Raw genomic sequence first — 25,448 nt, 5'->3', positions numbered from 1 at the left:
TCTCAGCCTACGACCGGTGCGCCGACGCTCTCACCATGGGTGATCCGCACACCACGCGCCCAGTCGGCCGCACGCATCGGCTTCTTGCCCTGCGGCTGGACCCAGACGAGTTCGACGGCGTGCGAGCCGGTGCCGACGTGGACGTAATTCTTGCCCGCGTCGAGCTCGCCCGGCCCGAGGTCCTTGCGGTCCGGCAGCAGACCGACCTGGACGAGCTTGAGCCGCTCCCCGCGGAAGACCGTCCAGGCGCCCGGTGCCGGTGTGCAGCCCCGGACGACCCGGGCGACACGGAGCGCGGGTGCGGACCAGTCGACGTGGGCGTCCTCGACGGTGATCTTCGGCGCGAGGGTGACGCCCTCGGCCGGCTGCGGCACGGCGTGCAGCGTGCCGTCCTCGATGCCGTCCATGGTCGCCGCGAGCAGTCCCGCCCCGGCGAAGGCCAGCCGCGTCAGCAGGTCGCCGCTGGTGTCCGTCGGGCGGACGGGTTCGGTGATCACCCCGTAGACCGGGCCGGAGTCGAGCCCCTCCTCGATCTGGAACGTCGAGGCGCCCGTCATCTCGTCCCCGGCCAGGATCGCGTGCTGCACCGGGGCGGCGCCCCGCCAGGCCGGCAGCAGCGAGAAGTGCAGATTCACCCAGCCCCGTGCCGGCACGTCGAGCGCCACCCTCGGCAGCAGTGCACCGTAGGCGACGACCGGGCAGCAGTCGGGGGCGATCTCGCGCAGCCGCGCCAGGAACTCCTCGTCGCGCGGCTTCGCCGGCTTCAGCACCTCGATCCCGGCGTCGGCCGCGCGCTGGGCGACCGGGCTCGCGACCAGCCGCCGGCCGCGACCGGCGGGCGCGTCGGGCCGGGTGACGACTGCGGCGACCTCGTGCCGGTCGGAGGCGATCAGAGCGTCCAGGGCGGGGACGGCGACCTCGGGGGTACCTGCGAAGACGAGCTTCATCGGTGGCTGACTGCCTCTCAGGCGGGTGCGTGCGGTGACGAGCAGCACACCAGTCTATGAGCCCTGACCGCAGGGGGCGTACGGGAGACCGTGCGCCCCGCGCATATGCGCATACGCCCCGAAGCGTGACCAGACCGGCCGCCGACGCGTTGGTCAAGAGAGATTGACCCTTTTAATCGCCGGTTCGAGAGGCTTGTCAATGGCCGACCACGCAACCCACGACGCCCAAGCCCGGGCCAGTCTGCACCTGTTGGTGCGGGACATCGAGCGGGTCCGCCGGCAGGTGGACGCGTTGCGCACGCTGACCGCCCAGCTGGGGAACGTCTACCGCCCGCGCCGCTCCGGCCCCTCCACGGGCTTCGTTGTCTACGGCAGGGCCCCCGCCCCGACCGTCCGCCTCGCGCAGGAGCTACGGGACAGCGTCGAAACCCTTGTGACCGCCGCCGTGGACTTCGACCGCTCCCTCGGCTTCTCCTGGGACGCTGTCGGCTCGGCGCTCGGGGTCACCAAGCAGGCGGTGCACCGCCGTTACGGCTCCCGGCGGCAGGCCGCGGCTGCGCCTGCCGCCGCGTCGGCGGAGGGCGAGGCCCCGGCGGCGCCCCGGACGCTCCCGCCGCCGGGGCTGGCCGCGGTTCCCGCGGCGCGCTCCATGCCACCCCAGGCGACGGACGCGCGCCCGGGGGCATTCCCGGGCCCCCGCAACAGCTGACGGGCCCTTGTGCGGGCGGCCCACCGGCTTCCCGCTCCCGAGCGCGCCCGCTCCCTGCTACGCCCCCTGGCGGGGCCCGGCCCGGTGCGCTTTCCGGGCGGCCCCCGGCCCGGCCCGGAGTACGCCCCGGGCTCGCCCGGACCCGTCCACGTACCGGGCGGGCCCGGCCCGGTCCGCGTGACGCCCCCGGGCGGGGCCCGGTCTTGTCCGCCTGACGTCCCCGGGCAAGGCCGGCCCGGTCCGCGTGGCGCCCTTGGGCTGGCCCGGTCTTGTCCGTATGGCGTCCGGGTGCCGCTCCGGTGGTCATGTCCGGGACTGCTTTCCTCACCGCGCTCCGCGCGAGTTGCGACGCTTCACGTCCCGGACACGACCCCCTGCGCGTCCCCCTCCCCCGAGGCAGCGGTCTCGCCCCCGCCGGTGAGCAGGTGCGGGCCGGGAGCAGCCCCCTTCCCGGAACCGGGGCCCCGCCCCGGGCCCAAGGGAGGCGCGGGGTGGGCGGTCGGCCGTGCGGACCCCGGATCGGGCTCCACCCAGTGCACCCGTGCGGGCAGCCGGACCCTGCGCCGGACCGGAAGGTGCCACGTCGCCCACGACGCACCCTCCCGGAGCGCAGGTGCCCCTCAGCCGATGTCCGGGGGGTCGATGCGGAGACGGACCTGGTCCGGGCCGCCGCGCGCCAAGCGTGCCGCCTGGGCCGACTTGAGCGCGGCGGCCAGCGCCGCGCCTTTCCCCGGTGGCACCCGGACCAGCGCCCGCTCCCACTGCTCCCCCGCAGGCGGGTCGCCCGTCCGCCGCACCCGCGGCGCCGGCAGGGCGACCGGCCCCAGCACCTCCGCCTCGTCCGGAAGCCCCGCGCCTGCCAGGAAGGCGGTCACGGTGGACGCGCGCCCCGTCACCTCCGCCATCCGGGAGACCGGCGGGAAGCCCAGCTCGGCCCGCTCCGCGAGTTCCCGCACGGCGTGCCCCACCGGGTCCCAGCGCACGAGTGCCTGCACAGGACGCAGCGTCGGTTCGGCGACGACGACCACGACGCCTCCTTCCGCCTGCGGCCGCACCAGCGCTCCCGCCGCGATCCAGCGGCGCAGCGCCTCCTCACCGGCCCGCAGGTCGGGCCGGCCGAGCATGGCCCAGCCGTCGAGGAGGAGTGCGGCCGCGTATCCACCGTCGGCGACGGGTTCGGCGCCGGGCGTGGAGACGACGAGCGCGGGCCGCGACGGCACCGAGTCGAGGATGTGGTCCCGCCCCGAGGTCCGTACCGGCACGGCGGGGAACGCACGGCCGAGTTCCTCTGCCGTGCGGCGGGCGCCCACGATCTGGGCCCGCAGCCGTGCGGATCCGCAGGCGGCGCAGTGCCACGCGGGTTCGTCGCGTCCGCACCAGCCGCACCGCAGGGCGTGTTCGTCGGGTGCTTCGAGGGGGCCGGCGCACTGGCGGCAGCGGGCGGGTGTGCGGCAGCGCTCGCAGGCGAGCCTGGGCGCGTAGCCGCGTCGTGGCACCTGCACGAGCACGGGGCCGTGGGCGAGCCCGTCCCGGACGGCCTGCCAGGCGATGCTGGGCAGCCGTGCGGCGCGGGCGGCCTCGTCCCGGGCGAGGTCGTGATCGCCGACGGTCCGCACCAGGGGCGCGTGGTCCCGGACCTGCGGCCGGTCGGCGACGAGCGGCGCCGCCCAGCCGCTCTCGACGAGCTGGGCGGCCTCGACGGTGCAGCCGGTGCTGCCCAGCAGGAAGGCGCATCCGTCGTGGGCGGCCCGTAGTTCGAGGACCTCGCGGACGTGCGGGAAGGGGGCGTTGTCGTCGCTGTGGCTGGAGTCCCCGTCGTCCCAGACGACGACCAGCCCCAGGTCCCGCACGGGCGCGAACATCGCGGCCCTGGTCCCGATCACCGCGCGGACGGATTGACGGCGTACGGCGAGCCACTGGCCGTACCGCTTCTCCGGCCCCGATTCGGCGGTCAGCAGGGCGTGGTGCCCCTCGCCGAGCAGCGCGGTGAGCGCGGCGTCGACCCGGGCGGCGCGCCGGCCGTCGGGGACGACGACGACCGCGCCCCGACCTGAGGAGAGGGTGGCGGCCACGGCGCGGGCCAGTTCGTCGGGCCAGTGCGGCCCCGGCAGAGCGGTCCACACGGCACGCGGCGCTCCGCCGGCCCCGAGGGATTCGATGAAGGCGGGGCCCCGCCCGTACCGCTCCCAGGTGCCGGGGCCGGGCGCCGGGGGCGGCGGCAGCGGCGCCGGTGACGGTTTGGCTTCGGCGCGGCCGTTCCTGGGAGGGATGGCGAGCTGGAGCACGTCGGCGAGGCTGCCCGCATAGCGGTCGGCGACGGCACGGGCGAGGCCGAGGATGTCCGGGCTGAGCACCGGTTCCGGCGAGACGACGTAGGCGAGCGCGGCCAGCGCGCCCGAGTAGTCGGATTCGGCGCGACGCTCGATGAGGAAGCCGTCGACGAGCCCGCCGCCCTCACGGCGCCCGTCGCGGATCCGGTGCGCCCCGGCCCCGAAGCGCACTCGCACCCGCACCCCGGGACGGGCGTCGGCGTCGAGCTCCTCGGGGACGGCGTAGTCGAAGTACTGGTCGAGGTGGAGAACGCCCTTGTTGACCATGACTCGCGCGACGGGCAGGTCCTTGGCGAGCGCGGCCCCGCGCCAGGTGCGCGGCTTGGCCTTGGGCACCTTCGCCCTGCGCACGCTCTCGCGGATGAGCGCAAGCTGCTCCGGCCCGTCACCTGCGGGCTCCACGGGCTGCCTGTCGTCGCTGCTCACGGTAGAGATCCTGCCAGAGCGCACTGACAGCACCGGCCGCCGACGACCGGAGCCGCCCGGTACACACCGGGGCCCCGGACCGTTCGCGTTCGCGGTCCGGGGCCCTGATGCGATGCCTGAGCGGTGAGGGCTACAGGCCCGCCGCCGCGCGCAGCGCGTCCACCCGGTCGGTGCGCTCCCAGGTGAAGTCGGGGAGCTCGCGGCCGAAGTGGCCGTACGCCGCGGTCTGGGCGTAGATCGGGCGCAGCAGGTCGAGGTCGCGGATGATCGCGGCCGGGCGCAGGTCGAAGACCTGGGTGATGGCCTGCTCGATCCTGTCGACGTCGACGGTGGCGGTGCCGAAGGTCTCGACGAACAGGCCCACCGGCTCGGCCTTGCCGATCGCGTACGCGACCTGGACCTCGCAGCGCGCGGCGAGGCCGGCGGCCACCACGTTCTTGGCGACCCAGCGCATCGCGTAGGCGGCCGAGCGGTCGACCTTCGACGGGTCCTTGCCGGAGAAGGCGCCGCCGCCGTGACGCGCCATGCCGCCGTACGTGTCGATGATGATCTTGCGGCCGGTCAGGCCGGCGTCGCCCATGGGGCCGCCGATCTCGAAGCGGCCGGTCGGGTTCACCAGGAGGCGGTAGCCGTCGGTGTCCAGCTTGATGCCGTCCTCGACGAGCTGCTTCAGCACGTGCTCGACGACGAACTCGCGGATGTCGGGCGCGAGCAGCGAGTCGAGGTCGATGTCGGAGGCGTGCTGCGAGGAGACGACCACGGTGTCGAGGCGGACGGCCTTGTCACCGTCGTACTCGATGGTGACCTGCGTCTTGCCGTCCGGGCGCAGGTAGGGGATGGTCCCGTTCTTGCGAACCTCGGACAGGCGGCGGGAGAGCCGGTGCGCGAGGTTGATCGGCAGCGGCATCAGCTCGGGCGTCTCGTCGCACGCGTACCCGAACATCAGGCCCTGGTCGCCGGCACCCTGCTTGTCCAGCTCGTCCTCGTCGCCCTCGACCCGCTTCTCGTAGGCGGTGTCGACGCCCTGCGCGATGTCCGGCGACTGGGCGCCGATGGACACGGAGACGCCGCAGGAGGCGCCGTCGAAGCCCTTCTTCGAGGAGTCGTAGCCGATCTCGAGGATCTTGTTCCGCACGAGCGTGGGGATGTCGGCGTACGCCTTGGTGGTCACTTCACCGGCGACGTGCACAAGGCCGGTGGTGATCAAGGTCTCCACGGCTACCCGGGACGTCGGGTCCTCCCGCAGGAGGGCGTCGAGAATGGTGTCGCTGATCTGATCGGCGATCTTGTCGGGGTGGCCCTCGGTCACGGACTCCGAGGTGAAGAGACGGCGGGACACATCGCTCCCTGGGGTTGCAGCGGCTGCTGGCTGATCATTGGCGGACCGGCAGGGGGCTGCGCCCCGCGACGTTCCACGACCAGTTTATCGGTCGGACTCCGGCAGCGGACAACCCGTCTCGCAGGCTGGGAGTCCGCTGACCTGGGGTCACGGCCGTAGTCGGTACGACGATAGCGTCTGAGAGCGAGCGATCCGTCACATTTCACGGGTTTCCCGTCGCCGGGTCGTCACCCGCACGCCGCCTCGTGTTCGGCGAGCTTCTCAGAGCAGACGCGGCGCGACCAGGTCCCAGACGATGTCGGCCAGGGCCTCCTTGGGGCCGTGCGGCACCTGCGTCTCACCGCCGTCGGCGGCCAGCACGACGGCCTCGTTCTCCTCGGACCCGAAGGTCCTGCGCTCCCCCACCTCGTTGACGACGAGCAGGTCGCAGCCTTTGCGGCGCAGCTTGTCGCGGCCGTTGGCGAGCACGTCGTCGGTCTCCGCGGCGAAGCCGACGATCACCTGGCGGGGACGGGCCCGCTCCGCCGAGATCTCGGCGAGGATGTCGGGGTTGCGGACCAGGGTGACGGTCGGCGCCTCGACGCCGTCCTTCTTCTTGATCTTCCCCTCGGCGTAGGCCGCGGGGCGGAAGTCCGCGACGGCGGCGGCCATGACCACGCAGTCGGCGTCCGCGGCGGCCTTCAGCACGGCCTCGCGGAGCTGCACGGCCGTACCGACGTGGACGACGTCGACACCGGCGGGGTCCGGCAGCCCGGTGTTGGCCTCGACGAGCGTGACGCGGGCGCCGCGAGCGGCCGCCGTACGGGCGAGCGCGTAGCCCTGCTTGCCGGAGGAGCGGTTGCCCAGGTAGCGGACCGGGTCGAGAGGTTCGCGGGTGCCGCCGGCGCTGACGACGACATGGCGTCCGGCCAGGTCGGGGGCCCGCACGCCGCGGGCGAGAACCCGCCGGCAGGTCTCGAAGATCTCGTCCGGGTCGGGCAGCCGGCCCTTGCCCGTGTCGACACCGGTGAGCCGGCCGACGGCGGGTTCGACGACGACGGCCCCGCGGCGGCGCAGCGTGGCGACGTTCTCCCGGGTGGCGGGGTGCTCCCACATCTCGGTGTGCATCGCCGGAGCGAGGACGACCGGGCAGCGGGCGGTGAGGAGCGTGTTGGTCAGCAGGTCGTCGGCGAGGCCGTGCGCGGCCTTGGCCAGCAGGTCGGCGGTGGCGGGCGCGACCACGACGAGGTCGGCGTGCTGTCCGATGCGTACGTGTGGGACCTCGTGGACGTCGGACCACACCTCGGTGGAGACGGGGTGGCCGGAAAGCGCGGACCAGGTCGCCGCCCCGACGAAGTTCAGGGCCGACGCGGTCGGTACGACCCGGACGTCATGGCCGGATTCGGTCAGTCTGCGCAGCAGTTCGCACGCCTTGTAGGCGGCGATGCCGCCGCTGACCCCGAGAACGACCTTCGGCTTGTCCGCCGCCCGGCCCACTGCCTGATCCACTGTGTCTCCCCGCACTCGGCCACGTCTTCATGACACACCACCTCATGACACACCACAGGCCCGGCAGCTGCTGCGCCGGGCCTGTGGTGGAAGGACTTCTCGCGGCTACTGGGCCGGGCCCTCGATGGCCTCGGACGTCAGCAGACCCGCGTTGATCTCGCGCAGGGCGATCGAGAGCGGCTTCTCGTGGACGTGGGTGTCCACCAGGGGCCCGACGTACTCGAGCAGGCCCTCACCGAGCTGCGAGTAGTACGCGTTGATCTGACGGGCGCGCTTGGCCGCGTAGATCACGAGGCTGTACTTCGAGTCGGTAGCCTCGAGCAGCTCGTCGATCGGAGGGTTGATGATGCCCTCGGGCGCGGTGATGGAAGAGGACACGCTATGCCTTCCGAAGAACTTGCAGAAAGATCGGACAAAAGATCAAACAACTGCCATCAAGGCTAGCAGCTCGCGCGCCACGTCCTCGACGGAGGTGTTGACCAAGGTGGTGTCGAACTCCGGCTCGGCCGCCAGCTCCACCCTGGCGACCGTCAGCCGGCGCTCGATGACCTCGGGGGACTCGGTGCCGCGGCCGGTGAGGCGGCGCACCAGCTCCTCCCAGCTCGGCGGGGCGAGGAAAACCAGCCGTGACTCCGGCATGGACTCCTTGACCTGCCGGGCACCCTGAAGATCGATCTCCAGCAGCACGGGCTCGCCCGCCTCGATGCGGTCGAGGACCGCGCGGCGGGGCGTGCCGTAGCGGTTGCCCGCGAACTCGGCCCACTCCAGCAGCTCGCCGTTGGCGACCAGCTTGTCGAACTCCTCGTCGCTGACGAAGAAGTACTGGACGCCGTGCTTCTCGCCGGGGCGTGGCTTCCGGGTGGTTGCCGACACCGAGAGCCAGACGTCGGGGTGGACCTTGCGCATATGGGCGACGACCGTGCTCTTGCCGACCCCGGAGGGGCCGGAGAGCACGGTCAGCCGCGGACGTACCTCTGCTGCCATGCAGCGATTATCCAGGTTCTCGGGAGTGCCCGGGAACGTCAGGCGGCGCCACCGCCGAACTCGCGCTCCAGGGAGGCGATCTGGTTGGAGCCGAGACCTCGCACGCGGCGGCTCTCGGAGATGCCGAGCCGCTCCATGATCTGCTTGGCGCGGACCTTGCCCACGCCCGGCAGGGACTCGAGGAGGGCGGAGACCTTCATCTTGCCGATGACGTCGTTCTCCTGACCCTGCTTGATGACCTCGTGGAGCGAGGCGCCGGAGTGCTTGAGTCGATTCTTGACCTCGGCCCGCTCCCGGCGAGCCGCGGCGGCCTTTTCGAGCGCGGCTGCGCGCTGTTCAGGGGTAAGGGGCGGAAGAGCCACGCCTACGTCACCTCGGATGTCGAACTGTCGGATACGGACCAGTGAGGAACCTAGTTGCCCCACACCAGGGCGAGCAACGTGCAACGCAGTGCGTCCGCCCTGCACGTTCTCTCTTCGACGGAGACTAGCGGCCATGACCGCTCCAGTCAGCGAGAACAGACGAAAAGTCCTGGTCAGCATCGACCGATCGGGACATTTCAGGCAAAATAACCGGGTTTTGCGTGAAGAAAAAGTCAAAGCAGTCTCCGGCAGGACGCCGGCGCCGCTTCACGGCCGGTCCGCCACCGGTCCCGCGCCCCTCCCGCAGCCCCCTCTGCCGCTGCTAGGCGTCCCCGACGGCCGCGCGGACCTCGGCGGCGAACCGGTCCGCCGCCGATCGCAGCCCGGCCGCGTCCGGTCCCTGCTTCAGGACGCCACGGCTCACGCTCGGCACCACGTTGCGCACCGCCGCGCCGAAGACCCGCGGGAGGTCGGCCGGCGTCGCACCCTGCGCACCGATGCCGGGGGCGAGCAGCGGCCCGTTGATGGCGAGGTCCGCACCGGCGTCGCCGAGCGTCGCGCCCACGACCGCGCCGACCGAGCCGAGGGGCTGCGCACCGGCGTTCTCGGCGGCCATGTGGTCGAGCATCACCTGGGCCAGCGACCTGCCGCCTGCCGCGGTGGAGCGCTGGACCTCCGCGCCCTCCGGGTTGGAGGTGAGGGCCAGGACGAAGACACCGCAGCCGCTCAGCACGGCCTGGTCCAGCGCGGGCCGCAGGGAGCCGAAGCCCAGGTACGGGGAGACGGTGACCGCGTCGGAGAAGAGCGGGGAGTCCTTGTGCAGGTACGTCTGTGCGTACGCGCCCATGGTCGAGCCGATGTCGCCCCGCTTGGCGTCCATCAGCACCAGCGCACCGGCCGCCCGTGCCTCCGACACGGCCTTCTCCAGCACGGCGATGCCGCGCGAGCCGAAGCGCTCGAAGAACGCGGACTGCGGCTTGAGCACGGCGACCCGGTCGGCCAGCGCCTCCACGGTCGTACGGGTGAAGCGCTCCAGGCCGGCCACGTCGTCGTTCAGGCCCCACGCCGTGAGCAGCGAGGCGTGCGGGTCGATGCCGACGCACAGCGGGCCACGGGTGTCCATGGCGTGGCGCAGCCGAGCGCCGAAGGTCTCAGTGACGGTCATGCGCGGGTGGCCTTTCGCGTCTCGGCGCCGACGGCCTCGGCGAGGGTGGCGTACGGGCTCGCCGCGAGGCGCGCGGCCAGACCCTTGTGGATGGCGCGGGCGTAGCAGGGGCCCTCGTAGATGAAGGCGCTGTAGCCCTGGACGAGGGTGGCGCCGGCGAGGATGCGCTGCCAGGCGTCCTCCGCGTTCTCGACGCCGCCGACGCCGACGAGGGTGATCCGGTCGCCGACACGGGCGTAGAGGCGGCGCAGGACCTCCAGGGAGCGCTCCTTGACGGGCGCGCCGGACAGGCCGCCGGTCTCGCTCGTCAGGTGTGCCGGTGACTTCAGGCCCTCGCGGGCGATGGTGGTGTTGGTGGCGATGATGCCGTCGAGGCCGAGCTCCAGGGCGAGGTCGGCGACGGCGTCGACGTCCTCGTCCGCGAGGTCGGGCGCGATCTTGACGAGGAGCGGGACGCGCCGGCCGGTGACCGTGCGGTCGGCGGCCTCGCGCACGGCGGTCAGCAGCGGGCGCAGCGACTCGGTGGCCTGGAGGTCGCGCAGACCGGGCGTGTTGGGCGATGAGACGTTGACGACGAGGTAGTCGGCGTGGGCGGCCAGGCGCTCGGTGGAGGTGACGTAGTCGCCGACCGCTTCCTCCTCGGGGACGACCTTGGTCTTGCCGATGTTGACGCCGACGACGGTACGGAAGATCTCACGGCGGGCCGCGAGCCGTTCGGCGACGGCGGCCGAGCCGTCGTTGTTGAATCCCATCCGGTTGATCAGCGCACGGTCGGGGACGAGCCGGAAGAGGCGCTTCTTGGGGTTGCCGGGCTGGGGTTGCGCGGTGACCGTGCCGATCTCGACGTGGTCGAAGCCGAGCATCGACATGCCGTCGACGGCGACGGCGTTCTTGTCGAAGCCGGCGGCGAGCCCGAACGGGCCGTGCATCCGCAGGCCGAGCGCCTCGGTGCGCAGTTCCTTGTACCGGGGGGCGAGTGCGGCGGCGACGAAGGTGCGCAGCACGGGGACGCGGACCGCGAGCCGGATCCAGCGGAAGGCGAGGTGGTGCGCCTGCTCCGGGTCCATCCGCTTGAAGACGAGGTTGAAGAAGAGCTTGTACATGGGAAGTGGTGTCCTCATGAGGAGGGGGACACCGTTTCCGGTGTCCCCCTCGTCGTTGCTAGTCGCGGGCCGCGGTCAGGTGTTCCGCGTGTTCCTGCAGTGAACGGACGCCGACGTCTCCGCGGTTCAGTGCGTCGATGCCCTGGACGGCGGCGGCGAGCGCCTGGACCGTCGTCAGGCACGGGACGCCGCGGGCGACGGCCGCGGTGCGGATGTCGTAGCCGTCGAGACGGCCGCCGGTGCCGTAGGGCGTGTTGACGATGAGGTCGACCTCGCCGTCGTGGATCAGCTGGACGATGGTCTTCTCGCCGTCCGGGCCCTCGCCCTCCGACTGCTTGCGCACGATGGTGGCGTTGATGCCGTTGCGCTTGAGGACCTCGGCGGTACCGGAGGTGGCCATCAGTTCGAAGCCGTGGGCGACCAGTTCGCGGGCCGGGAAGATCATCGAGCGCTTGTCGCGGTTGGCGACGGAGACGAACGCGCGACCGCCGGTCGGCAGCGGGCCGTACGCGCCGGCCTGCGACTTGGCGTACGCCGTGCCGAAGACCGAGTCGATGCCCATGACCTCGCCGGTGGAGCGCATCTCCGGGCCGAGCACGGTGTCCACACCGCGGCCGTGGACGTCGCGGAAGCGCGACCACGGCATGACGGCCTCCTTGACGGAGATCGGCGCGTCGAGCGGCAGAGTGCCCCCGTCGCCGTTCTTCGGCAGCAGGCCCTCCTCGCGCAGCTCGGCGATGGTGGCGCCGAGCGAGATGCGCGCGGCGGCCTTCGCCAGCGGCACCGCGGTCGCCTTCGAGGTGAAGGGAACGGTGCGGGAGGCGCGCGGGTTGGCCTCGAGCACGTAGAGGATGTCGCCGGCCATCGCGAACTGGATGTTGATCAGTCCCCGGACGCCGACGCCCTTGGCGATGGCCTCGGTGGAGATGCGCAGGCGCTTGATGTCGAAGCCGCCGAGCGTGATCGGAGGCAGCGCGCAGGCGGAGTCGCCGGAGTGGATGCCGGCCTCCTCGATGTGCTCCATGACGCCGCCGAGGTAGAGCTCGTGGCCGTCGTAGAGCGCGTCGACGTCGATCTCGATGGCGTCGTCGAGGAAGCGGTCCACGAGGACGGGGCGGGTCGGGGAGATCTCGGTCGACTCGGCGATGTACGCCTCGAGGCGCGCCTCGTCGTAGACGATCTCCATGCCGCGGCCGCCGAGCACGTACGACGGGCGGACCAGGACCGGGTAGCCGATCTCGTCGGCGATGGCCTTGGCGCCGGCGAAGGTGGTGGCCGTGCCGTGCTTCGGCGCGGGCAGCCCCGCCTCGGCGAGGACCTGGCCGAAGGCGCCGCGGTCCTCGGCGGCGTGGATGGCCTCCGGCGGGGTGCCGACGACCGGGACGCCGTTGTCCTTGAGCGCCTGGGCCAGGCCCAGCGGGGTCTGCCCGCCGAGCTGGACGACGACACCGGCGATCGGGCCGGCCAGCGACTCGGCGTGCACGATCTCCAGCACGTCCTCGAGCGTCAGCGGCTCGAAGTACAGGCGGTCGGAGGTGTCGTAGTCGGTGGAGACGGTCTCCGGGTTGCAGTTGACCATCACGGTCTCGTATCCGGCGTCGCGCAGCGCGAAGGAGGCGTGGACGCAGGAGTAGTCGAACTCGATGCCCTGGCCGATGCGGTTCGGGCCGGAGCCGAGGATGATCACGGCGGGCTTGGAGCGCGGCGCGACCTCCGACTCCTCGTCGTAGGACGAGTAGAAGTACGGGGTGCGGGCCGCGAACTCGGCGGCGCAGGTGTCGACCGTCTTGTAGACCGGGCGGATGCCGAGCGCGTGCCGGACCTCGCGGACGACGTCCTCGCGCAGCCCGCGGATCTCGGCGATCTGGGCGTCGGAGAAGCCGTGGCGCTTGGCATCGGCGAGCACCTGGGGGTGGAGCTTCTCGACGGCGGCGAGTTCGTCCGCGTGCTCCTTGATCAGGAACATCTGGTCGACGAACCAGGGGTCGATCCTGGTGGCCTCGAAGACCTCCTCGGGGGTCGCGCCCGCGCGGATCGCCTGCATGACCGTGTTGATCCGGCCGTCGGTGGGCCGCACGGCCTCCCGCAGCAGTTCGTCCTTGTCGCCCGGCTCGCCGGTGAAGGAGAACTGGCTGCCCTTCTTCTCCAGGGAGCGCAGGGCCTTCTGCAGCGCCTCGGTGAAGTTGCGGCCGATGGCCATGGCCTCGCCGACCGACTTCATGGTGGTGGTGAGGGTGGCGTCGGCGGACGGGAACTTCTCGAACGCGAACCGCGGGGCCTTCACGACGACGTAGTCGAGCGTCGGCTCGAAGGACGCCGGGGTCTTCTCGGTGATGTCGTTCGGGATCTCGTCCAGGGTGTAGCCGACGGCGAGCTTCGCGGCGATCTTGGCGATCGGGAAGCCGGTGGCCTTCGACGCGAGGGCCGAGGACCGGGAGACGCGCGGGTTCATCTCGATGACGATGATCCGGCCGTCCTCGGGGTCGACCGCGAACTGGATGTTGCAGCCGCCGGTGTCGACGCCGACCTCGCGGATGATCGCGATGCCGATGTCGCGCAGCCGCTGGTACTCGCGGTCGGTGAGGGTCATCGCCGGGGCGACGGTGATCGAGTCGCCGGTGTGGACGCCCATCGGGTCGAAGTTCTCGATGGAGCAGACGACCACGACGTTGTCGTGCTTGTCGCGCATCAGCTCCAGCTCGTACTCCTTCCAGCCGAGGATGGACTCCTCCAGGAGCACCTCGGTGGTCGGCGAGAGGGTCAGGCCCTGGCCGGCGATGCGGCGCAGCTCGTCCTCGTCGTGGGCGAAGCCGGAGCCGGCGCCGCCCATGGTGAAGGAGGGGCGGACGACGACGGGGTATCCGCCGAGCGTGTCGACGCCCTTGAGGACGTCGTCCATGGAGTGGCAGATGACCGAACGGGCGGACTCGCCGTGCCCGATCTTCTCGCGGACGGCCTCCACCACGTCCTTGAACAGGTCGCGGTCCTCGCCCTTGTTGATGGCCTCGACGTTGGCGCCGATCAGCTCGACACCGTACTTCTCCAGCACACCCTGCTCGTGCATGGAGATGGCGGTGTTGAGGGCGGTCTGGCCGCCGAGGGTCGGCAGCAGCGCGTCGGGGCGCTCCTTGGCGATGATCTTCTCGACGAACTCGGGGGTGATCGGCTCGACGTACGTGGCGTCGGCGATCTCCGGGTCGGTCATGATCGTCGCCGGGTTGGAGTTGACCAGGATGACCCGCAGGCCCTCTGCCTTGAGGACGCGGCATGCCTGGGTGCCGGAGTAGTCGAACTCGGCGGCCTGGCCGATGACGATCGGGCCGGAGCCGATGACCAGGACGGACTGGATATCGGTGCGCTTAGGCACGCTCGGCCTCCATCAGGGATACAAAGCGGTCGAAGAGGTACGCGGCGTCGTGCGGGCCCGCGGCCGCCTCGGGGTGGTACTGGACGCTGAAGGCCGGCCTGTCGAGCAGCCGCAGGCCCTCCACCACGTTGTCGTTGAGGCAGACGTGGGAGACCTCGGCGCGGCCGTAGGGGGTGTCGGACACCTTGTCGAGGGGGGCCTCGACGGCGAATCCGTGGTTGTGCGCGGTGACCTCGACCTTGCCGGTGGTGCGGTCCTGCACGGGCTGGTTGATACCGCGGTGACCGTACTTCAGCTTGTACGTACCGAAGCCGAGGGCGCGGCCGAGCAGCTGGTTGCCGAAGCAGATGCCGAACAGCGGCGTCCTGCGCTCCAGGACCGACTTGATGACGGTCAGGTCGGCGGTGGCCGGGTCGCCAGGGCCGTTCGAGAGGAAGACGCCGTCCGGGTTCACGGCGTAGACGTCGTCGGCGGTCGCGGTGGCGGGCAGGACGTGGACCTCTATGCCGCGCTCCGCCATCCGGTGCGGGGTCATGCCCTTGATGCCGAGGTCGAGGGCGGCGACGGTGAACTTCTTGCTCCCGATGGCCGGGACGACGTACGCCTCGGTGGTGGCGACCTCGGCGGAGAGGTCTGCGCCCTTCATCTCGGGGGCCTGCTGGACGCGGGCGAGCAGCGTCGCGTCGTCGGCCAGCGCCTCGCCGGAGAAGATACCGACGCGCATCGCGCCCCGCTCACGCAGATGGCGGGTGAGGGCTCGGGTGTCGATGCCGCTGATGCCGACGACGCCCTGGGACGTCAGTTCGTCGTCGAGGGTGCGGCGCGAGCGCCAGTTCGAGGGGATACGGGCGGGGTCGCGTACGACGTAGCCGGCGACCCAGATCTTCTTCGACTCGTCGTCCTCGTCGTTGACGCCCGTGTTGCCGACGTGCGGCGCGGTCATCACGACCACCTGGCGGTGGTACGAGGGGTCGGTGAGGGTCTCCTGGTAGCCGGTCATGCCGGTGTTGAACACCGCCTCGCCGAAGGTCTCCCCCACGGCCCCGTAGGCACGGCCGCGGAAGGTGCGGCCGTCCTCCAGGACGAGCACGGCGGGAGACACCTCCTTCCTCTTCGAGGCGTTCCCCGGCTTGGAGATCGTCATCGTGCGGCGCCTTCCGTCGTGTTGATCATGTTGGTCAGACTCTCGACCCATGTGCTCTGTTCAGCCGCGTGGTCGGAGCGGAAGCCGGAGTCGATCAGCTTGCCGCCGTGCGCCCAGGTGACGATCAGCAGACCGCCCTCGGCGAGGACCTTGCCCGCGATGCCCTTGTCGAGCCGGGCCTCGCGCAGCGCCGCCGCCGGTACGAAGAAGTCCTGCGCACCGGGGCGCTCCACGACCAGGCCCTGTTCCGTGAGGGTGAGCTCGGCGCGGCTGCGGGTGCCGAGCCCGTGGGCGACGATCCGGTCGAGCCACTGCCCGGCGGTGGTGGAGCCGTGGTAGCGACCGGTCATCGTCAGTTTCGCCTCGCCGGGCTCGGCGGGCGCGGTGGGCAGCTCCGGCAGGTCCGACTGGAGGCTGCCGCGCCACTTCCAGCCCTGGCGCATCAGCCAGTAGACGAACACGACGAAGAGCAGCAGGCCGACGACCCAGCCGATGCGGGCGGCCCAGTCGGTCACCTCCGCCGACTTCTTTTCCATGGCCATGGTGATCAGTACAGGTGTCACGCCAGCTTCCCGTCCACGAGCGTCGCCCGGCCCCGCAGGAAGGTATGGGTGACGCGCCCCGGCAGCTCGCGGCCCTCGTAGGGGGTGTTGCGGCTGCGGGAGGCGAAGCCCGCGGGGTCCACCGCACCACGGTATGCCGGATCGACCAGAGTGAGGTTGGCGGGCTCACCAGCCGAGACGGGCCGGCCGTGTCCCTTGGCCTGTCCGATCCGCGCGGGCTTGAACGACATCCGGTCGGCGACGCCCGCCCAGTCGAGCAGTCCCGTCTCCACCATCGTCTGCTGGACGACGGAGAGGGCGGTCTCCAGACCGACCATGCCCATGGCGGCCGCCGCCCACTCGCAGTCCTTGTCCTCGTGCGGGTGCGGGGCATGGTCGGTGGCGACGATGTCGATGGTGCCGTCGGCGAGGGCCTCACGCAGCGCCATGACGTCCCGCTCGGTGCGCAGCGGCGGGTTGACCTTGTAGACCGGGTTGTAGGAGCGGACCAGCTCGTCGGTCAGCAGCAGGTGGTGCGGGGTGACCTCGGCGGTGACGTCGATGCCGCGGGACTTGGCCCATCGGACGATCTCGACGGACCCGGCGGTGGAGAGGTGGCAGATGTGGACACGGGAGCCGACGTGCTCGGCGAGCAGCACGTCGCGGGCGATGATCGACTCCTCGGCGACGGCGGGCCAGCCGCCGAGTCCCAGCTCGGCGGAGACGATGCCCTCGTTCATCTGGGCGCCCTCCGTGAGGCGCGGCTCCTGTGCGTGCTGGGCGACGACGCCGCCGAACGCCTTCACGTACTCCAGTGCCCGGCGCATCATCACTGCGTCGTCGACGCACTTGCCGTCGTCGGAGAAGACGGTGACCCCGGCCGCGGACTCGTGCATGGCGCCGAGCTCGGCGAGCTTCTTGCCCTCGAGGCCCACCGTGACGGCGCCGATGGGCTGCACGTCGCAGTAGCCGGACTCCTTGCCGAGCCGGTAGACCTGCTCGACGACACCGGCGGTGTCGGCGACGGGAAACGTGTTGGCCATGGCGAACACGGCCGTGTAGCCGCCGCTCGCGGCGGCGCGGGTACCGGTGAGGACGGTCTCCGAGTCCTCGCGGCCGGGCTCGCGCAGATGGGTGTGCAGGTCGACGAGGCCCGGCAGCAGGATCTGCCCTTCCGCCTCGATCACCCGGGCGCCCTCGCCCGACAGCCCGGTACCGGTCTGTGCGATCGTCCCGCCGTCGATCAGAACGTCCTGGGGGTCTCCACCGAGTACCTTCGCACCGCGGATCAGGATCTTGCTCATGGTCTTACTTCTCCTCGGCCGCAGCGATGGTGTGCGCGGAGCGCTCGTTGGAAGGGTGGGGGTGGGAGACGGACGGGCGGGTGGTGGCGGGGACATCGGACTCGTTCCCACCCAGCAGCAGGTACAGCACGGCCATGCGGATGGAGACACCGTTGGCGACCTGCTCGACGACCGTGCAGCGGTCGGAGTCGGCGACCTCTGCGGTGATCTCCATGCCGCGGACCATCGGGCCGGGGTGCATCACGATCGCGTGCTCCGGCATCTTCGCCATCCGCTCGCCGTCCAGTCCGTAGCGCCGCGAGTACTCGCGCTCGGTCGGGAAGAAGGCGGCGTTCATTCGCTCGCGCTGGACGCGGAGCATCATCACGGCGTCGGACTTGGTCAGGGTGGAGTCCAGGTCGTACGAGACCTCGCAGGGCCAGGTCTCCACGCCGACCGGCACCAGGGTCGGCGGGGCGACGAGGGTGACCTCGGCGCCGAGAGTGTGCAGCAGGTCGACGTTGGAGCGGGCGACCCGGCTGTGCAGGATGTCGCCGACGATCGTGATGCGCCGGTCGGCCAGGTCGTGGCCGAGGCCGGCGTCCCTGCCGACGAGGCGGCGGCGCATGGTGAACGCGTCGAGCAGGGCCTGCGTGGGGTGCTGGTGGGTACCGTCGCCGGCGTTGACGACGGGGGCGTCGATCCATCCGGAGTTGGCGAGGCGGTAGGGGGCGCCGGACGCGCCGTGCCGGATGACGACGGCGTCGACGCCCATCGCCGCCAGCGTCTGCGCGGTGTCCTTCAGGGACTCGCCCTTGGAGACGCTCGAGCCCTTGGCCGCGAAGTTGATGACGTCCGCGGAGAGCCGCTTCTCCGCCGCTTCGAAGGAGATGCGGGTCCGCGTGGAGTCCTCGAAGAAGAGGTTGCAGACGGTACGACCGCGCAGGGCCGGCAGCTTCTTGATCGGCCGGTCGGCGACCCGGGCCATTTCCTCCGCGGTGTCGAGGATGAGGACGGCTTCGTCGCGCGTGAGATCGGCGGCCGAGATGAGGTGGCGCATCATCGGGGGATTTCTCCAGGTCTGTGGAGGTTTTCGAGGCATGCGGGCGCACGGAAGGGCACGCCGTACGAAGGGGTGGGCCGTACGGGGCCGCTACCGCTCGCCGGCCGGAGCGGCCTGCCGTTCGCCGAGCAGCACGGCGTCGCGGCCGTCCTCCTCGTCGAGCAGGACCTTGACCGTCTCGCGCAGCGACGTGGGAAGGTTCTTGCCGACGTAGTCGGCGCGGATGGGCAGCTCGCGGTGGCCGCGGTCGACCAGGACGGCGAGCTGCACAGCCCGGGGGCGGCCGAGGTCGCCGAGGGCGTCGAGGGCCGCCCGGATGGTGCGGCCGGAGAAGAGGACGTCGTCGACGAGGACGACGAGACGGCCGTCGATGCCGTCGCCGGGGATCTCGGTGCGCTCGAGGGCACGCGCGGGCTTGAGCCGCAGGTCGTCCCGGTACATGGTGATGTCGAGCGAGCCGACCGGGATCTTCCGGCCGGTGATGCTCTGAAGCTTTTCGGCCAGTCGGCGGGCCAGGCAGACACCGCGGGTGGGGATGCCGAGGAGTACCACGTCGTCCGCGCCCTTGGCGCGCTCGACGATCTCGTGGGCGATACGGGTCAGTACCCGCGCGATGTCGGGGCCCTCGAGAACGGGCCGGGCGGCATCGGAACTGCTGGAAGCGTCCATGAAAAAGGACCTCCTTCTCCGCCTCACGGGACGGACCTTAAAGGACGTCGGAATTGCGCAGTCCACGTTACCAGGGCTTGATGGGTGTACTGATCCGGGCCGGCCGGCCGCCGGCCGAAACCGGTCCGGACCATTCGGCTTGACTCATCCAAGTCACGCTGCGTAACCTCACAGTGAGTTACCAGTCGCGCGGCGGAGCCGCACGTTGTCACAGCGTCCGGGGAGCTATATGTCCAGCGAATACGCAAAACAGCTCGGGGCCAAGCTCCGCGCCATCCGCACCCAGCAGGGACTGTCCCTCCATGGCGTGGAAGAGAAGTCCCAGGGCCGCTGGAAGGCCGTGGTGGTCGGCTCGTACGAGCGCGGCGACCGCGCCGTGACCGTGCAGCGCCTCGCCGAGCTGGCGGACTTCTACGGCGTTCCGGTCCAGGAGCTGCTCCCGGGCACGACGCCGGGCGGGGCCGCCGAGCCGCCGCCGAAGCTCGTCCTGGACCTGGAGCGCCTGGCGCACGTCCCCCAGGAGAAGGCGGGCCCGCTCCAGCGGTACGCGGCGACGATCCAGTCGCAGCGCGGTGACTACAACGGCAAGGTGCTGTCGATCCGCCAGGACGACCTGCGTACGCTCGCGGTGATCTACGACCAGTCGCCGTCGGTCCTGACCGAACAGCTCATCAGCTGGGGCGTGCTGGACGCGGACGCCCGCCGCGCGGTGGCGCACGACGAGAGCTGACGCACGAGCCTGCACCTGAACTGAAAAAACGTCACGCCGCGGAGGGCGGGACCGGTCCGGACCGGTCCCGCCCTCCGTCGTCCCACCGCAGGGCGGCATCGGCCGGTGCCGCCCTGCGCAGAGCGCGGCAAACGCGCCGGGCCCGGTGGGGGAAGACGGCACGTCTTCCCCCACCGGGCCCGGGGAACCGGGGCGCCGCCGCGTCAGTCGCGGCGCAGGCTCGGCTTGAGGTCCTTGAAACGGCCGAGCAGGCCGTTCACGAATGCCGGGGACTCGTCCGTGGAGAACTCCTTGGCGAGCTGCACCGCCTCGTCGATCACCACCGCGTCCGGGGTCTCGTCCTTCCAGACCAGCTCGTAGGCCCCCAGCCGGAGGATGTTCCGGTCGACGACCGGCATGCGGTCGATCGTCCAGCCGACGGCGTAGGTGGCGATGAGTTCGTCGATGCGGTCCGCGTACTGCGCGTACCCCTCGACGAGGTCCATCGTGTACTCGGCGACCGGCGGCTGCCGCTCGTCGGTACGGGCGTGCCGGACCCAGTCCGCGAGGACGCTCTGCACGGACGCCCCGCGCTGGTCGGCCTCGAAGAGGATCTGGAAGGCACGCTTGCGGGCCTTGTTACGGGCAGCCACGGTTAGCTGTTCACCCGGCCGAGGTAGTCGCCGGAACGGGTGTCGACCTTGATCTTCTCGCCCGTCGTGATGAAGAGCGGGACCTGGATCTCGTAGCCGGTCTCCAGGGTGGCCGGCTTGGAGCCGCCGGTGGAGCGGTCGCCCTGCACACCGGGGTCGGTGTGCTGGATGGTGAGCTCGACGGCGGCCGGCAGCTCCACGTAGAGCACCTCGCCCTCGTGCTGCGCGACGCTGGCCGTGAAGCCCTCGATGAGGAAGTTCGCGGTGTCACCGACCTGCTTGCGGTCGATCATCAACTGGTCGTACGTCTGCATGTCCATGAAGACGAAGTACTCGCCGTCCATGTACGAGAACTGCATGTCGCGCCGGTCGACGGTGGCCGTCTCGACCTTCACGCCGGCGTTGAAGGTCTTGTCGACGACCTTGCCGGAGAGCACGTTCTTGAGCTTGGTGCGCACGAAGGCCGGGCCCTTGCCGGGCTTGACGTGCTGGAACTCGACGACGGACCAGAGCTGGCCTCCGTCGAGCTTGAGCACCATGCCGTTCTTGAGGTCGTTCGTGGAAGCCACGGTTGCGGAATCTCCTGGACTGACGCTGGGTGGACGACCAAGGCTTTCGCACCGCAGCTCGGCTACAGCGCGAGCAGCTCCTTGGTCGTGATGGTGAGTAGCTCGGGTCCGCCGTCCGCCTCCTGGCGTACGACGAGCGTGTCATCGATCCGGACCCCGCCCCGCCCCGGGAGGTGGACCCCCGGTTCGACGGTGACCGGCACACAAGCGTCCAGTTTACCCATGGCCGCAGGGGCGAGCTGCGGGTCCTCGTCGATTTCGAGCCCGACACCGTGGCCCGTACGCGAGGTGAGGTCCTCCCCGTGGCCCGCGGCGTCCAGGATCTGCCGTGCCGCGTGGTCGACCTCCCGGTACGCGGTCCCGGGCAGCAGGGCCTCCCGACCGGCCCGCTGAGCGGCGAAGACGAGATCGTAGAGCTCGATCTGCCAGCCCGCCGGGGAGGTGCCGATCACGAAGGTACGGCCGATCTCGCAGCGGTAGCCGCGGTAGTTCGCGCCGAGACACACGGAGAGGAAATCTCCCTCCTCGACCCGCCGGTCGCCCGGCCGGTGGCCCACCCGGCCCGAGTTCGGTCCGGTGGCGACGGAGGTCGCGAACGCGGGGCCGTCGGCACCGTGGTCGACGAGCCGACGCTCCAGCTCGAGGGCCAGATGCCGCTCGGTACGGCCCACGAGGATGGATTCGAGCAGTTCGCCGAGGGCCTGGTCGGTGATCTCGGCGGCGATGCGCAGACAGGCGATCTCGTCCTCGTCCTTGACGATCCGCTGCTGCTCGACCGCGAGCCCGAGATCGGCGAGGCGCAGCCGGGGCGCGACGGAGCGCAGCGCGCGATGTCTGGTGACCGTCAGATGGTGCTCCTCGACCGCGAGCGACTCCACGCCGTCCGTACGGGCCAGCTCCGCGGCCGCGACCGCGGCGTCGCCTGCGGACGTCGGCAGTGCGACGAGCCGCAGTCCGTCGTCCGGCCGGCCGTCGGCGGGGGCGCCCGGGGCGCCGGCGGCGGGCGTGCGCGGACAGAGCAGCACGTCGTCGCCGGGCCCGAGGAGCAGCACGGCGCCGGGCGGGGCGCCTCCCGCGAGATAGCGGACGTTGGCGGGCCGGGAGATCAGGGCCGCCGCGCTGCCGGTCGCGGTACAGCGGTCCCGCAGTCGGCCGCGACGGACCCCATACACCTCAGACATTCTCCGAGCGTACGAGTGCGGGGGGCCCGGGGCTCGGTGACACGGCCGAGCGGGTCCGCCACGTGGGGTCGGCGGCGGGTCGCGGTCGCGAGGTCGCCGTGGGCGGGGCGGGGCGCCTGCGGCGGGCTGTTCCCCTCCCCGGCCCTTCCCGGCCCTTCCCGAACCGGGTGCTCCGCCCCCGGACCCCCGCGCCTCAATCTCCCCCTACGGCCCGGCGGCCGTGGGAGGTGCCCCCAGCGGGGCTGCGTATGCAGCCCGCCCGGCGTTTGAGGGCACGGCCGAAGGCCGCACGGGGTCCGGGGCCTGCCCCGGTTACGGGGAAGGGGCGGGGAGGGGGCAAGCCCGCGCAGCGGACGCCCCCCGCACGGTCCCCTACCAGCTCGGCGGGCTCGCGATCGCCCGGGCCAGGACGTCGTCCAGCACCCGCGCCGTCGTCTCCACGTCGTACTTCGAGTTGTCGATGATCGGCAGGCCCGACCCGTACCACCCGGCCATCCGCCCGTGGATGCCGGCGACCTCCTCGTCGGACAGGCGACGGTTGCCGCTGCGCTCCGCGTTGCGTTCGAGGACGATCTCGAGGCCGGGCAGGAGGACGACCGGCAGCAGGCCGGGACCGACGTGGCGCTTCCAGCCGCCGAGGCCGACGACGGGGCGGTCGGGGAAGACCGCATCGTCGAGGATGCAGGAGATGCCGTTCGCCAGGAAGTTGCGCGCGGCGAAGCCGCAGGTGCGGCGGGCGAGGCGGTACTGGGCCTCGGAGTTGTCGTTCCAGCCCGACTGGGGGTCGGCGAAACCGGAGCAGACCCATTCCCGTACGTCGTCGAGGCTGATGTGCGCCGTGGGCACCCGGCGGTTGCTGGCCCAGTGGCGCGCCACCGTGGTCTTGCCCGCTCCGGCCGGGCCGATGAGCAGCACGGCGAGCATGGCCGCGCCGGTGCCGCTGTCCGCCGGGGGCGGCGCGGGTATGGGGACGGGTCCGCCTGGCGGGAGCTGGACGTGGCCGGTCGCCTCACGGGAGGGCTGCGGCGGCCCGGCCCAGCCGGGTGCGGGCGGCCCCACGGGGGCACCGGGCGGCGCGGGGGGCGGCGGAGGCGGCCCTGCGGGCAGGCCCGGACCGGGGCCCGGGTGCTGTGCGCTGTGTATCCATCCGGCCGGTCCCTGCCCCGGTCCGTGGGGCGGCGGCAGCGGAGCCCCCACTGCGTGCTGCATCCGGTGCCACTCCGTCTCGTGCGACTGACGCTTGATCGAACGGCCGTCGGCCGTCGTGCTACCGAACGGTACCCGCCTGGTGCCGCTCGGACGTGCCGCCGGCCCGGCCGCCGTAACGTCAACGGCCCGGAACGGCGCGAAGTGCCCGCTGAGGCGCCGAGGCGAGGGGGCGCCCCGTCAGCCGCCGAGTTCCTCCGCCAGCGCGCGCAGCGCGAGCCGGTAGGAGCCGATGCCGAAGCCCGCCACCGTGCCGCTGGCCACCGCCGCGACGACCGACGTGTGGCGGAATGTCTCGCGGGTGTACGGGTTGGAGATGTGGACCTCGATGAGCGGGGCCGTACGCTGGGCGGCGGCGTCACGCATCCCGTACGAATAGTGCGTGAAGGCACCCGGGTTGAGCACGACCGGGACGGAACCGTCCGCCGCCTCGTGCAGCCAGCGGATCATCTCGCCCTCGTCGTTCGTCTCCCGTACCTCCACGTCGAAGCCGAGCTCCTTGCCGAGGGCCTGGCAGGTGCCGACCAGACCGGCGTAGGAGGTCGCTCCGTAGACGTCGGGCTCGCGGGAGCCGAGGCGGCCGAGGTTCGGCCCGTTGAGCACCAGGACCCGGCGGCTCACGCGGAGACCTCCCCGTACGCGGCGAGCAGGACCGCGGGGTCGGGGCCTTCCAGGACGGTGGGCTTGCCGAGGCCGTCGAGGACGATGAAGCGCAGCAGGTTGCCGCGGGACTTCTTGTCGACCTTCATGGTCTCCAGCAGTTCGGGCCACTGGTCGCCGCGGTAGGTGAGCGGCAGGCCCACGGATTCGAGGACGCTGCGGTGCCGGTCGGCGGTGGCGTCGTCCAACCGCCCCGCCAGGCGGCCGAGTTCGGCGGCGAAGACCATGCCCACGGAGACGGCGGCGCCGTGCCGCCACTTGTAGCGCTCGTTCTTCTCGATGGCGTGCGCGAGGGTGTGCCCGTAATTGAGGATCTCGCGGAGTCCGGCCTCCTTGAGGTCGCTGGAGACGACGTCGGCCTTGACCTGGATGGAGCGCACGATCAGCTCGGCGGTGTGCGGCCCCGCGGGCGTCCGGGCACCCTGCGGGTCGGCCTCGACGAGGTCGAGGATGACCGGGTCGGCGATGAAGCCGGCCTTGATGATCTCCGCCATGCCGCTGACGTAGTCGTTGACCGGCAGCGAGTCCAGCGCCGCCAGGTCGCAGAGCACACCGGCCGGCGGGTGGAACGCGCCGACGAGGTTCTTGCCCTCCGCGGTGTTGATGCCGGTCTTGCCGCCGACCGCCGCGTCGACCATGGCGAGCACGGTGGTGGGCACGGCGATCCAGCGCACACCGCGCAGCCAGGTAGCCGCGACGAAGCCGGCGAGGTCGGTGGTCGCGCCGCCGCCGACGCCGACGATGACGTCGGTGCGGGTGAAGCCGGTCTGGCCGAGGGCCTTCCAGCAGTAGGCGGCGACCTCGGCCGTCTTGGCCTCCTCCGCGTTCGGCACCTGGATCGCGACGGCCTCGTACCCCTGGTCGGCGATGTCGGCACGCAGCGCCTCACCGGTCTCCGCGAGCGCCTCCGGGTGGATGACCGCCACCCGCCGGGCCCGCGTCCCGATCAGGCCCGGCAGCTCGCCGAGCAGCTGCCGCCCGACCAGCACCTCGTACGGGTCGGAGCCGGCCGTGCCGCCGACCTGGATACGGGTCATTGCCTGATCAGTCATGCGTCCTTCAGCTCCAGTGCGTCGAGGACCGCCTGCGCGACCTCTTCGGGGGTGCGGTCGTCGGTTGCCACGACCACGCGGGCCACTTCGGTGTAGAGGTGGCGGCGGGCTTCCATCAGCTCGCGCCACTGACGGCGCGGATTGACGGCGAGCAGCGGCCTCGCGGTGTTGAGGCCCACGCGCTTCACCGCCTCGTCCACGTCCATCGAGAGGTACACGACGGGCAGGCCGGCGAGCAGCTCGCGCGTCCCGTCGTCGAGGATCGCGCCGCCGCCGAGAGCGAGGACGCCCGTGTGATCGGCGACGGCCGTCCGCACGGCCGCGCGTTCGAGGGTGCGGAAGCGGTCCTCGCCGTCCTCGACGAAGATGTCGGAGATCTCGCGCCCCTCGGCGGCGACGATGTCCGCGTCGGTGTCCCGGAAGGCCACGCCCAGCCGGTCGGCGAGCAGCTCGCCGACCGTGGACTTGCCCGAGCCCATCGGCCCGACCAGGACGAT

24 protein-coding genes are annotated in these 25,448 nt (G+C 71.7%); 2 read left to right on the top strand and 22 right to left on the bottom strand.

Annotated features, from left to right (window positions below; all coding sequences use genetic code 11):
• Positions 1-2: 2 nt before the first annotated feature.
• Complete coding sequence (fmt, locus tag AB0903_RS02865) at positions 3-947, bottom strand: methionyl-tRNA formyltransferase (protein ID WP_366698271.1); 945 nt, start codon at positions 945-947, stop codon at positions 3-5.
• 199 nt (positions 948-1,146) lie between these two features.
• Here fmt and AB0903_RS02860 point away from each other — a divergent pair, with 199 nt between their 5' ends.
• Positions 1,147-1,656, top strand: coding sequence for a hypothetical protein (locus AB0903_RS02860; protein WP_366698269.1), 510 nt, complete (start codon positions 1,147-1,149; stop codon positions 1,654-1,656).
• A 620-nt stretch (positions 1,657-2,276) separates the two neighbouring features.
• On the opposite strand, the gene AB0903_RS02855 is transcribed toward AB0903_RS02860, so the two are convergent.
• From AB0903_RS02855 to pyrR, 14 genes are all read right to left on the bottom strand, one after another.
• On the bottom strand, positions 2,277-4,412 hold the full coding sequence (locus AB0903_RS02855) for a primosomal protein N' (protein ID WP_366698267.1): 2,136 nt from the start codon (positions 4,410-4,412) through the stop codon (positions 2,277-2,279).
• Positions 4,413-4,542: 130 nt separating this feature from the next.
• Positions 4,543-5,751 carry a methionine adenosyltransferase gene (metK, locus tag AB0903_RS02850; RefSeq protein WP_366698265.1) on the bottom strand — a complete coding sequence of 403 codons (1,209 nt, stop codon included), beginning with the start codon at positions 5,749-5,751 and terminating at the stop codon, positions 4,543-4,545.
• Positions 5,752-6,012: 261 nt separating this feature from the next.
• Positions 6,013-7,239 carry a bifunctional phosphopantothenoylcysteine decarboxylase/phosphopantothenate--cysteine ligase CoaBC gene (gene coaBC, locus AB0903_RS02845; RefSeq protein WP_366698263.1) on the bottom strand — a complete coding sequence of 409 codons (1,227 nt, stop codon included), beginning with the start codon at positions 7,237-7,239 and terminating at the stop codon, positions 6,013-6,015.
• Between the two features lie 105 nt (positions 7,240-7,344).
• On the bottom strand, positions 7,345-7,617 hold the full coding sequence (gene rpoZ / locus AB0903_RS02840) for a DNA-directed RNA polymerase subunit omega (protein ID WP_005319902.1): 273 nt from the start codon (positions 7,615-7,617) through the stop codon (positions 7,345-7,347).
• 42 nt (positions 7,618-7,659) lie between these two features.
• Complete coding sequence (gene gmk, locus AB0903_RS02835) at positions 7,660-8,223, bottom strand: guanylate kinase (RefSeq protein WP_366698261.1); 564 nt, start codon at positions 8,221-8,223, stop codon at positions 7,660-7,662.
• 38 nt (positions 8,224-8,261) lie between these two features.
• Positions 8,262-8,585: an integration host factor gene (locus AB0903_RS02830; protein ID WP_005319887.1), complete on the bottom strand. Its 324-nt coding sequence runs from the start codon at positions 8,583-8,585 to the stop codon at positions 8,262-8,264.
• 322 nt (positions 8,586-8,907) lie between these two features.
• A complete protein-coding gene (gene pyrF, locus AB0903_RS02825; RefSeq protein ID WP_366698259.1) occupies positions 8,908-9,750 on the bottom strand; it encodes an orotidine-5'-phosphate decarboxylase in 843 nt (280 codons plus the stop codon).
• Complete coding sequence (locus AB0903_RS02820; RefSeq protein WP_366698257.1) at positions 9,747-10,853, bottom strand: quinone-dependent dihydroorotate dehydrogenase; 1,107 nt, start codon at positions 10,851-10,853, stop codon at positions 9,747-9,749. Before AB0903_RS02820 ends, pyrF begins: the two co-directional genes overlap by 4 nt.
• 58 nt (positions 10,854-10,911) lie before the next feature.
• Positions 10,912-14,220, bottom strand: a complete 3,309-nt coding sequence (gene carB / locus AB0903_RS02815) for a carbamoyl-phosphate synthase large subunit (RefSeq protein WP_366698255.1) — start codon at positions 14,218-14,220, stop codon at positions 10,912-10,914.
• Entirely contained in the window at positions 14,213-15,364 is a 1,152-nt protein-coding gene (gene carA / locus AB0903_RS02810) for a glutamine-hydrolyzing carbamoyl-phosphate synthase small subunit (RefSeq protein WP_366698253.1), read from the bottom strand. Before carA ends, carB begins: the two co-directional genes overlap by 8 nt.
• Positions 15,361-15,927: a hypothetical protein gene (locus AB0903_RS02805; RefSeq protein ID WP_366698251.1), complete on the bottom strand. Its 567-nt coding sequence runs from the start codon at positions 15,925-15,927 to the stop codon at positions 15,361-15,363. The genes carA and AB0903_RS02805 overlap by 4 nt, the downstream gene beginning before the upstream one ends.
• A complete protein-coding gene (locus tag AB0903_RS02800) occupies positions 15,924-17,210 on the bottom strand; it encodes a dihydroorotase (protein WP_366698249.1) in 1,287 nt (428 codons plus the stop codon). The genes AB0903_RS02805 and AB0903_RS02800 overlap by 4 nt, the downstream gene beginning before the upstream one ends.
• A gap of 4 nt (positions 17,211-17,214) precedes the next feature.
• Positions 17,215-18,252 carry an aspartate carbamoyltransferase catalytic subunit gene (locus tag AB0903_RS02795; protein WP_366698247.1) on the bottom strand — a complete coding sequence of 346 codons (1,038 nt, stop codon included), beginning with the start codon at positions 18,250-18,252 and terminating at the stop codon, positions 17,215-17,217.
• 90 nt (positions 18,253-18,342) lie between these two features.
• A complete protein-coding gene (gene pyrR / locus AB0903_RS02790) occupies positions 18,343-18,921 on the bottom strand; it encodes a bifunctional pyr operon transcriptional regulator/uracil phosphoribosyltransferase PyrR (RefSeq protein ID WP_366698245.1) in 579 nt (192 codons plus the stop codon).
• Positions 18,922-19,150: 229 nt separating this feature from the next.
• Here pyrR and bldD point away from each other — a divergent pair, with 229 nt between their 5' ends.
• Positions 19,151-19,651: a transcriptional regulator BldD gene (gene bldD, locus AB0903_RS02785; RefSeq protein WP_329828429.1), complete on the top strand. Its 501-nt coding sequence runs from the start codon at positions 19,151-19,153 to the stop codon at positions 19,649-19,651.
• A 203-nt stretch (positions 19,652-19,854) separates the two neighbouring features.
• Here the strand turns inward: bldD and nusB are convergent, their stop codons facing one another.
• From nusB to AB0903_RS02750, 7 genes are all read right to left on the bottom strand, one after another.
• Entirely contained in the window at positions 19,855-20,283 is a 429-nt protein-coding gene (gene nusB / locus AB0903_RS02780) for a transcription antitermination factor NusB (RefSeq protein WP_366698243.1), read from the bottom strand.
• A 2-nt stretch (positions 20,284-20,285) separates the two neighbouring features.
• On the bottom strand, positions 20,286-20,852 hold the full coding sequence (efp, locus tag AB0903_RS02775; RefSeq protein ID WP_366698241.1) for an elongation factor P: 567 nt from the start codon (positions 20,850-20,852) through the stop codon (positions 20,286-20,288).
• Between the two features lie 62 nt (positions 20,853-20,914).
• The gene (locus AB0903_RS02770) at positions 20,915-22,033 is read right to left on the bottom strand and encodes an aminopeptidase P family protein (protein ID WP_366698239.1); all 1,119 of its coding nucleotides are present in this window, start codon (positions 22,031-22,033) and stop codon (positions 20,915-20,917) included.
• 372 nt (positions 22,034-22,405) lie between these two features.
• The gene (locus AB0903_RS02765) at positions 22,406-23,242 is read right to left on the bottom strand and encodes a Pro-rich N-terminal domain-containing protein (protein WP_366698237.1); all 837 of its coding nucleotides are present in this window, start codon (positions 23,240-23,242) and stop codon (positions 22,406-22,408) included.
• 177 nt (positions 23,243-23,419) lie between these two features.
• The gene (locus AB0903_RS02760) at positions 23,420-23,860 is read right to left on the bottom strand and encodes a type II 3-dehydroquinate dehydratase (RefSeq protein WP_366698235.1); all 441 of its coding nucleotides are present in this window, start codon (positions 23,858-23,860) and stop codon (positions 23,420-23,422) included.
• Positions 23,857-24,951, bottom strand: coding sequence for a 3-dehydroquinate synthase (gene aroB / locus AB0903_RS02755; protein ID WP_366698233.1), 1,095 nt, complete (start codon positions 24,949-24,951; stop codon positions 23,857-23,859). Before aroB ends, AB0903_RS02760 begins: the two co-directional genes overlap by 4 nt.
• Positions 24,948-25,430: a shikimate kinase gene (locus AB0903_RS02750; RefSeq protein ID WP_366698418.1), complete on the bottom strand. Its 483-nt coding sequence runs from the start codon at positions 25,428-25,430 to the stop codon at positions 24,948-24,950. The genes aroB and AB0903_RS02750 overlap by 4 nt, the downstream gene beginning before the upstream one ends.
• Positions 25,431-25,448 lie beyond the last annotated feature (18 nt).

Origin of the sequence: Streptomyces sp. NPDC048389 (assembly GCF_040706335.1) — a bacterium.
Lineage (GTDB): Bacteria > Actinomycetota > Actinomycetes > Streptomycetales > Streptomycetaceae > Streptomyces.
The sequence above is the reverse complement of the archived record's forward strand: the minus strand, read 5'-3'. Positions and strand labels throughout refer to the sequence as shown.

Bases quoted from the DNA above. Each gene is read 5' to 3' on its own strand.
- gmk (WP_366698261.1), bottom strand. From the start codon at position 8,223: ATGGCAGCAGAGGTACGTCCGCGGCTGACCGTGCTCTCCGGCCCCTCC.
- pyrR (WP_366698245.1), bottom strand. From the start codon at position 18,921: ATGGACGCTTCCAGCAGTTCCGATGCCGCCCGGCCCGTTCTCGAGGGC.
- AB0903_RS02750 (WP_366698418.1), bottom strand. From the start codon at position 25,430: ATGGGCTCGGGCAAGTCCACGGTCGGCGAGCTGCTCGCCGACCGGCTG.
- pyrF (WP_366698259.1), bottom strand. From the start codon at position 9,750: ATGACCGTCACTGAGACCTTCGGCGCTCGGCTGCGCCACGCCATGGAC.
- AB0903_RS02795 (WP_366698247.1), bottom strand. From the start codon at position 18,252: ATGATGCGCCACCTCATCTCGGCCGCCGATCTCACGCGCGACGAAGCC.
- carA (WP_366698253.1), bottom strand. From the start codon at position 15,364: ATGACGATCTCCAAGCCGGGGAACGCCTCGAAGAGGAAGGAGGTGTCT.
- AB0903_RS02765 (WP_366698237.1), bottom strand. From the start codon at position 23,242: ATGCAGCACGCAGTGGGGGCTCCGCTGCCGCCGCCCCACGGACCGGGG.
- AB0903_RS02820 (WP_366698257.1), bottom strand. From the start codon at position 10,853: ATGTACAAGCTCTTCTTCAACCTCGTCTTCAAGCGGATGGACCCGGAG.
- bldD (WP_329828429.1), top strand. From the start codon at position 19,151: ATGTCCAGCGAATACGCAAAACAGCTCGGGGCCAAGCTCCGCGCCATC.
- AB0903_RS02860 (WP_366698269.1), top strand. From the start codon at position 1,147: ATGGCCGACCACGCAACCCACGACGCCCAAGCCCGGGCCAGTCTGCAC.
- AB0903_RS02770 (WP_366698239.1), bottom strand. From the start codon at position 22,033: ATGTCTGAGGTGTATGGGGTCCGTCGCGGCCGACTGCGGGACCGCTGT.
- aroB (WP_366698233.1), bottom strand. From the start codon at position 24,951: ATGACTGATCAGGCAATGACCCGTATCCAGGTCGGCGGCACGGCCGGC.
- AB0903_RS02800 (WP_366698249.1), bottom strand. From the start codon at position 17,210: ATGAGCAAGATCCTGATCCGCGGTGCGAAGGTACTCGGTGGAGACCCC.
- fmt (WP_366698271.1), bottom strand. From the start codon at position 947: ATGAAGCTCGTCTTCGCAGGTACCCCCGAGGTCGCCGTCCCCGCCCTG.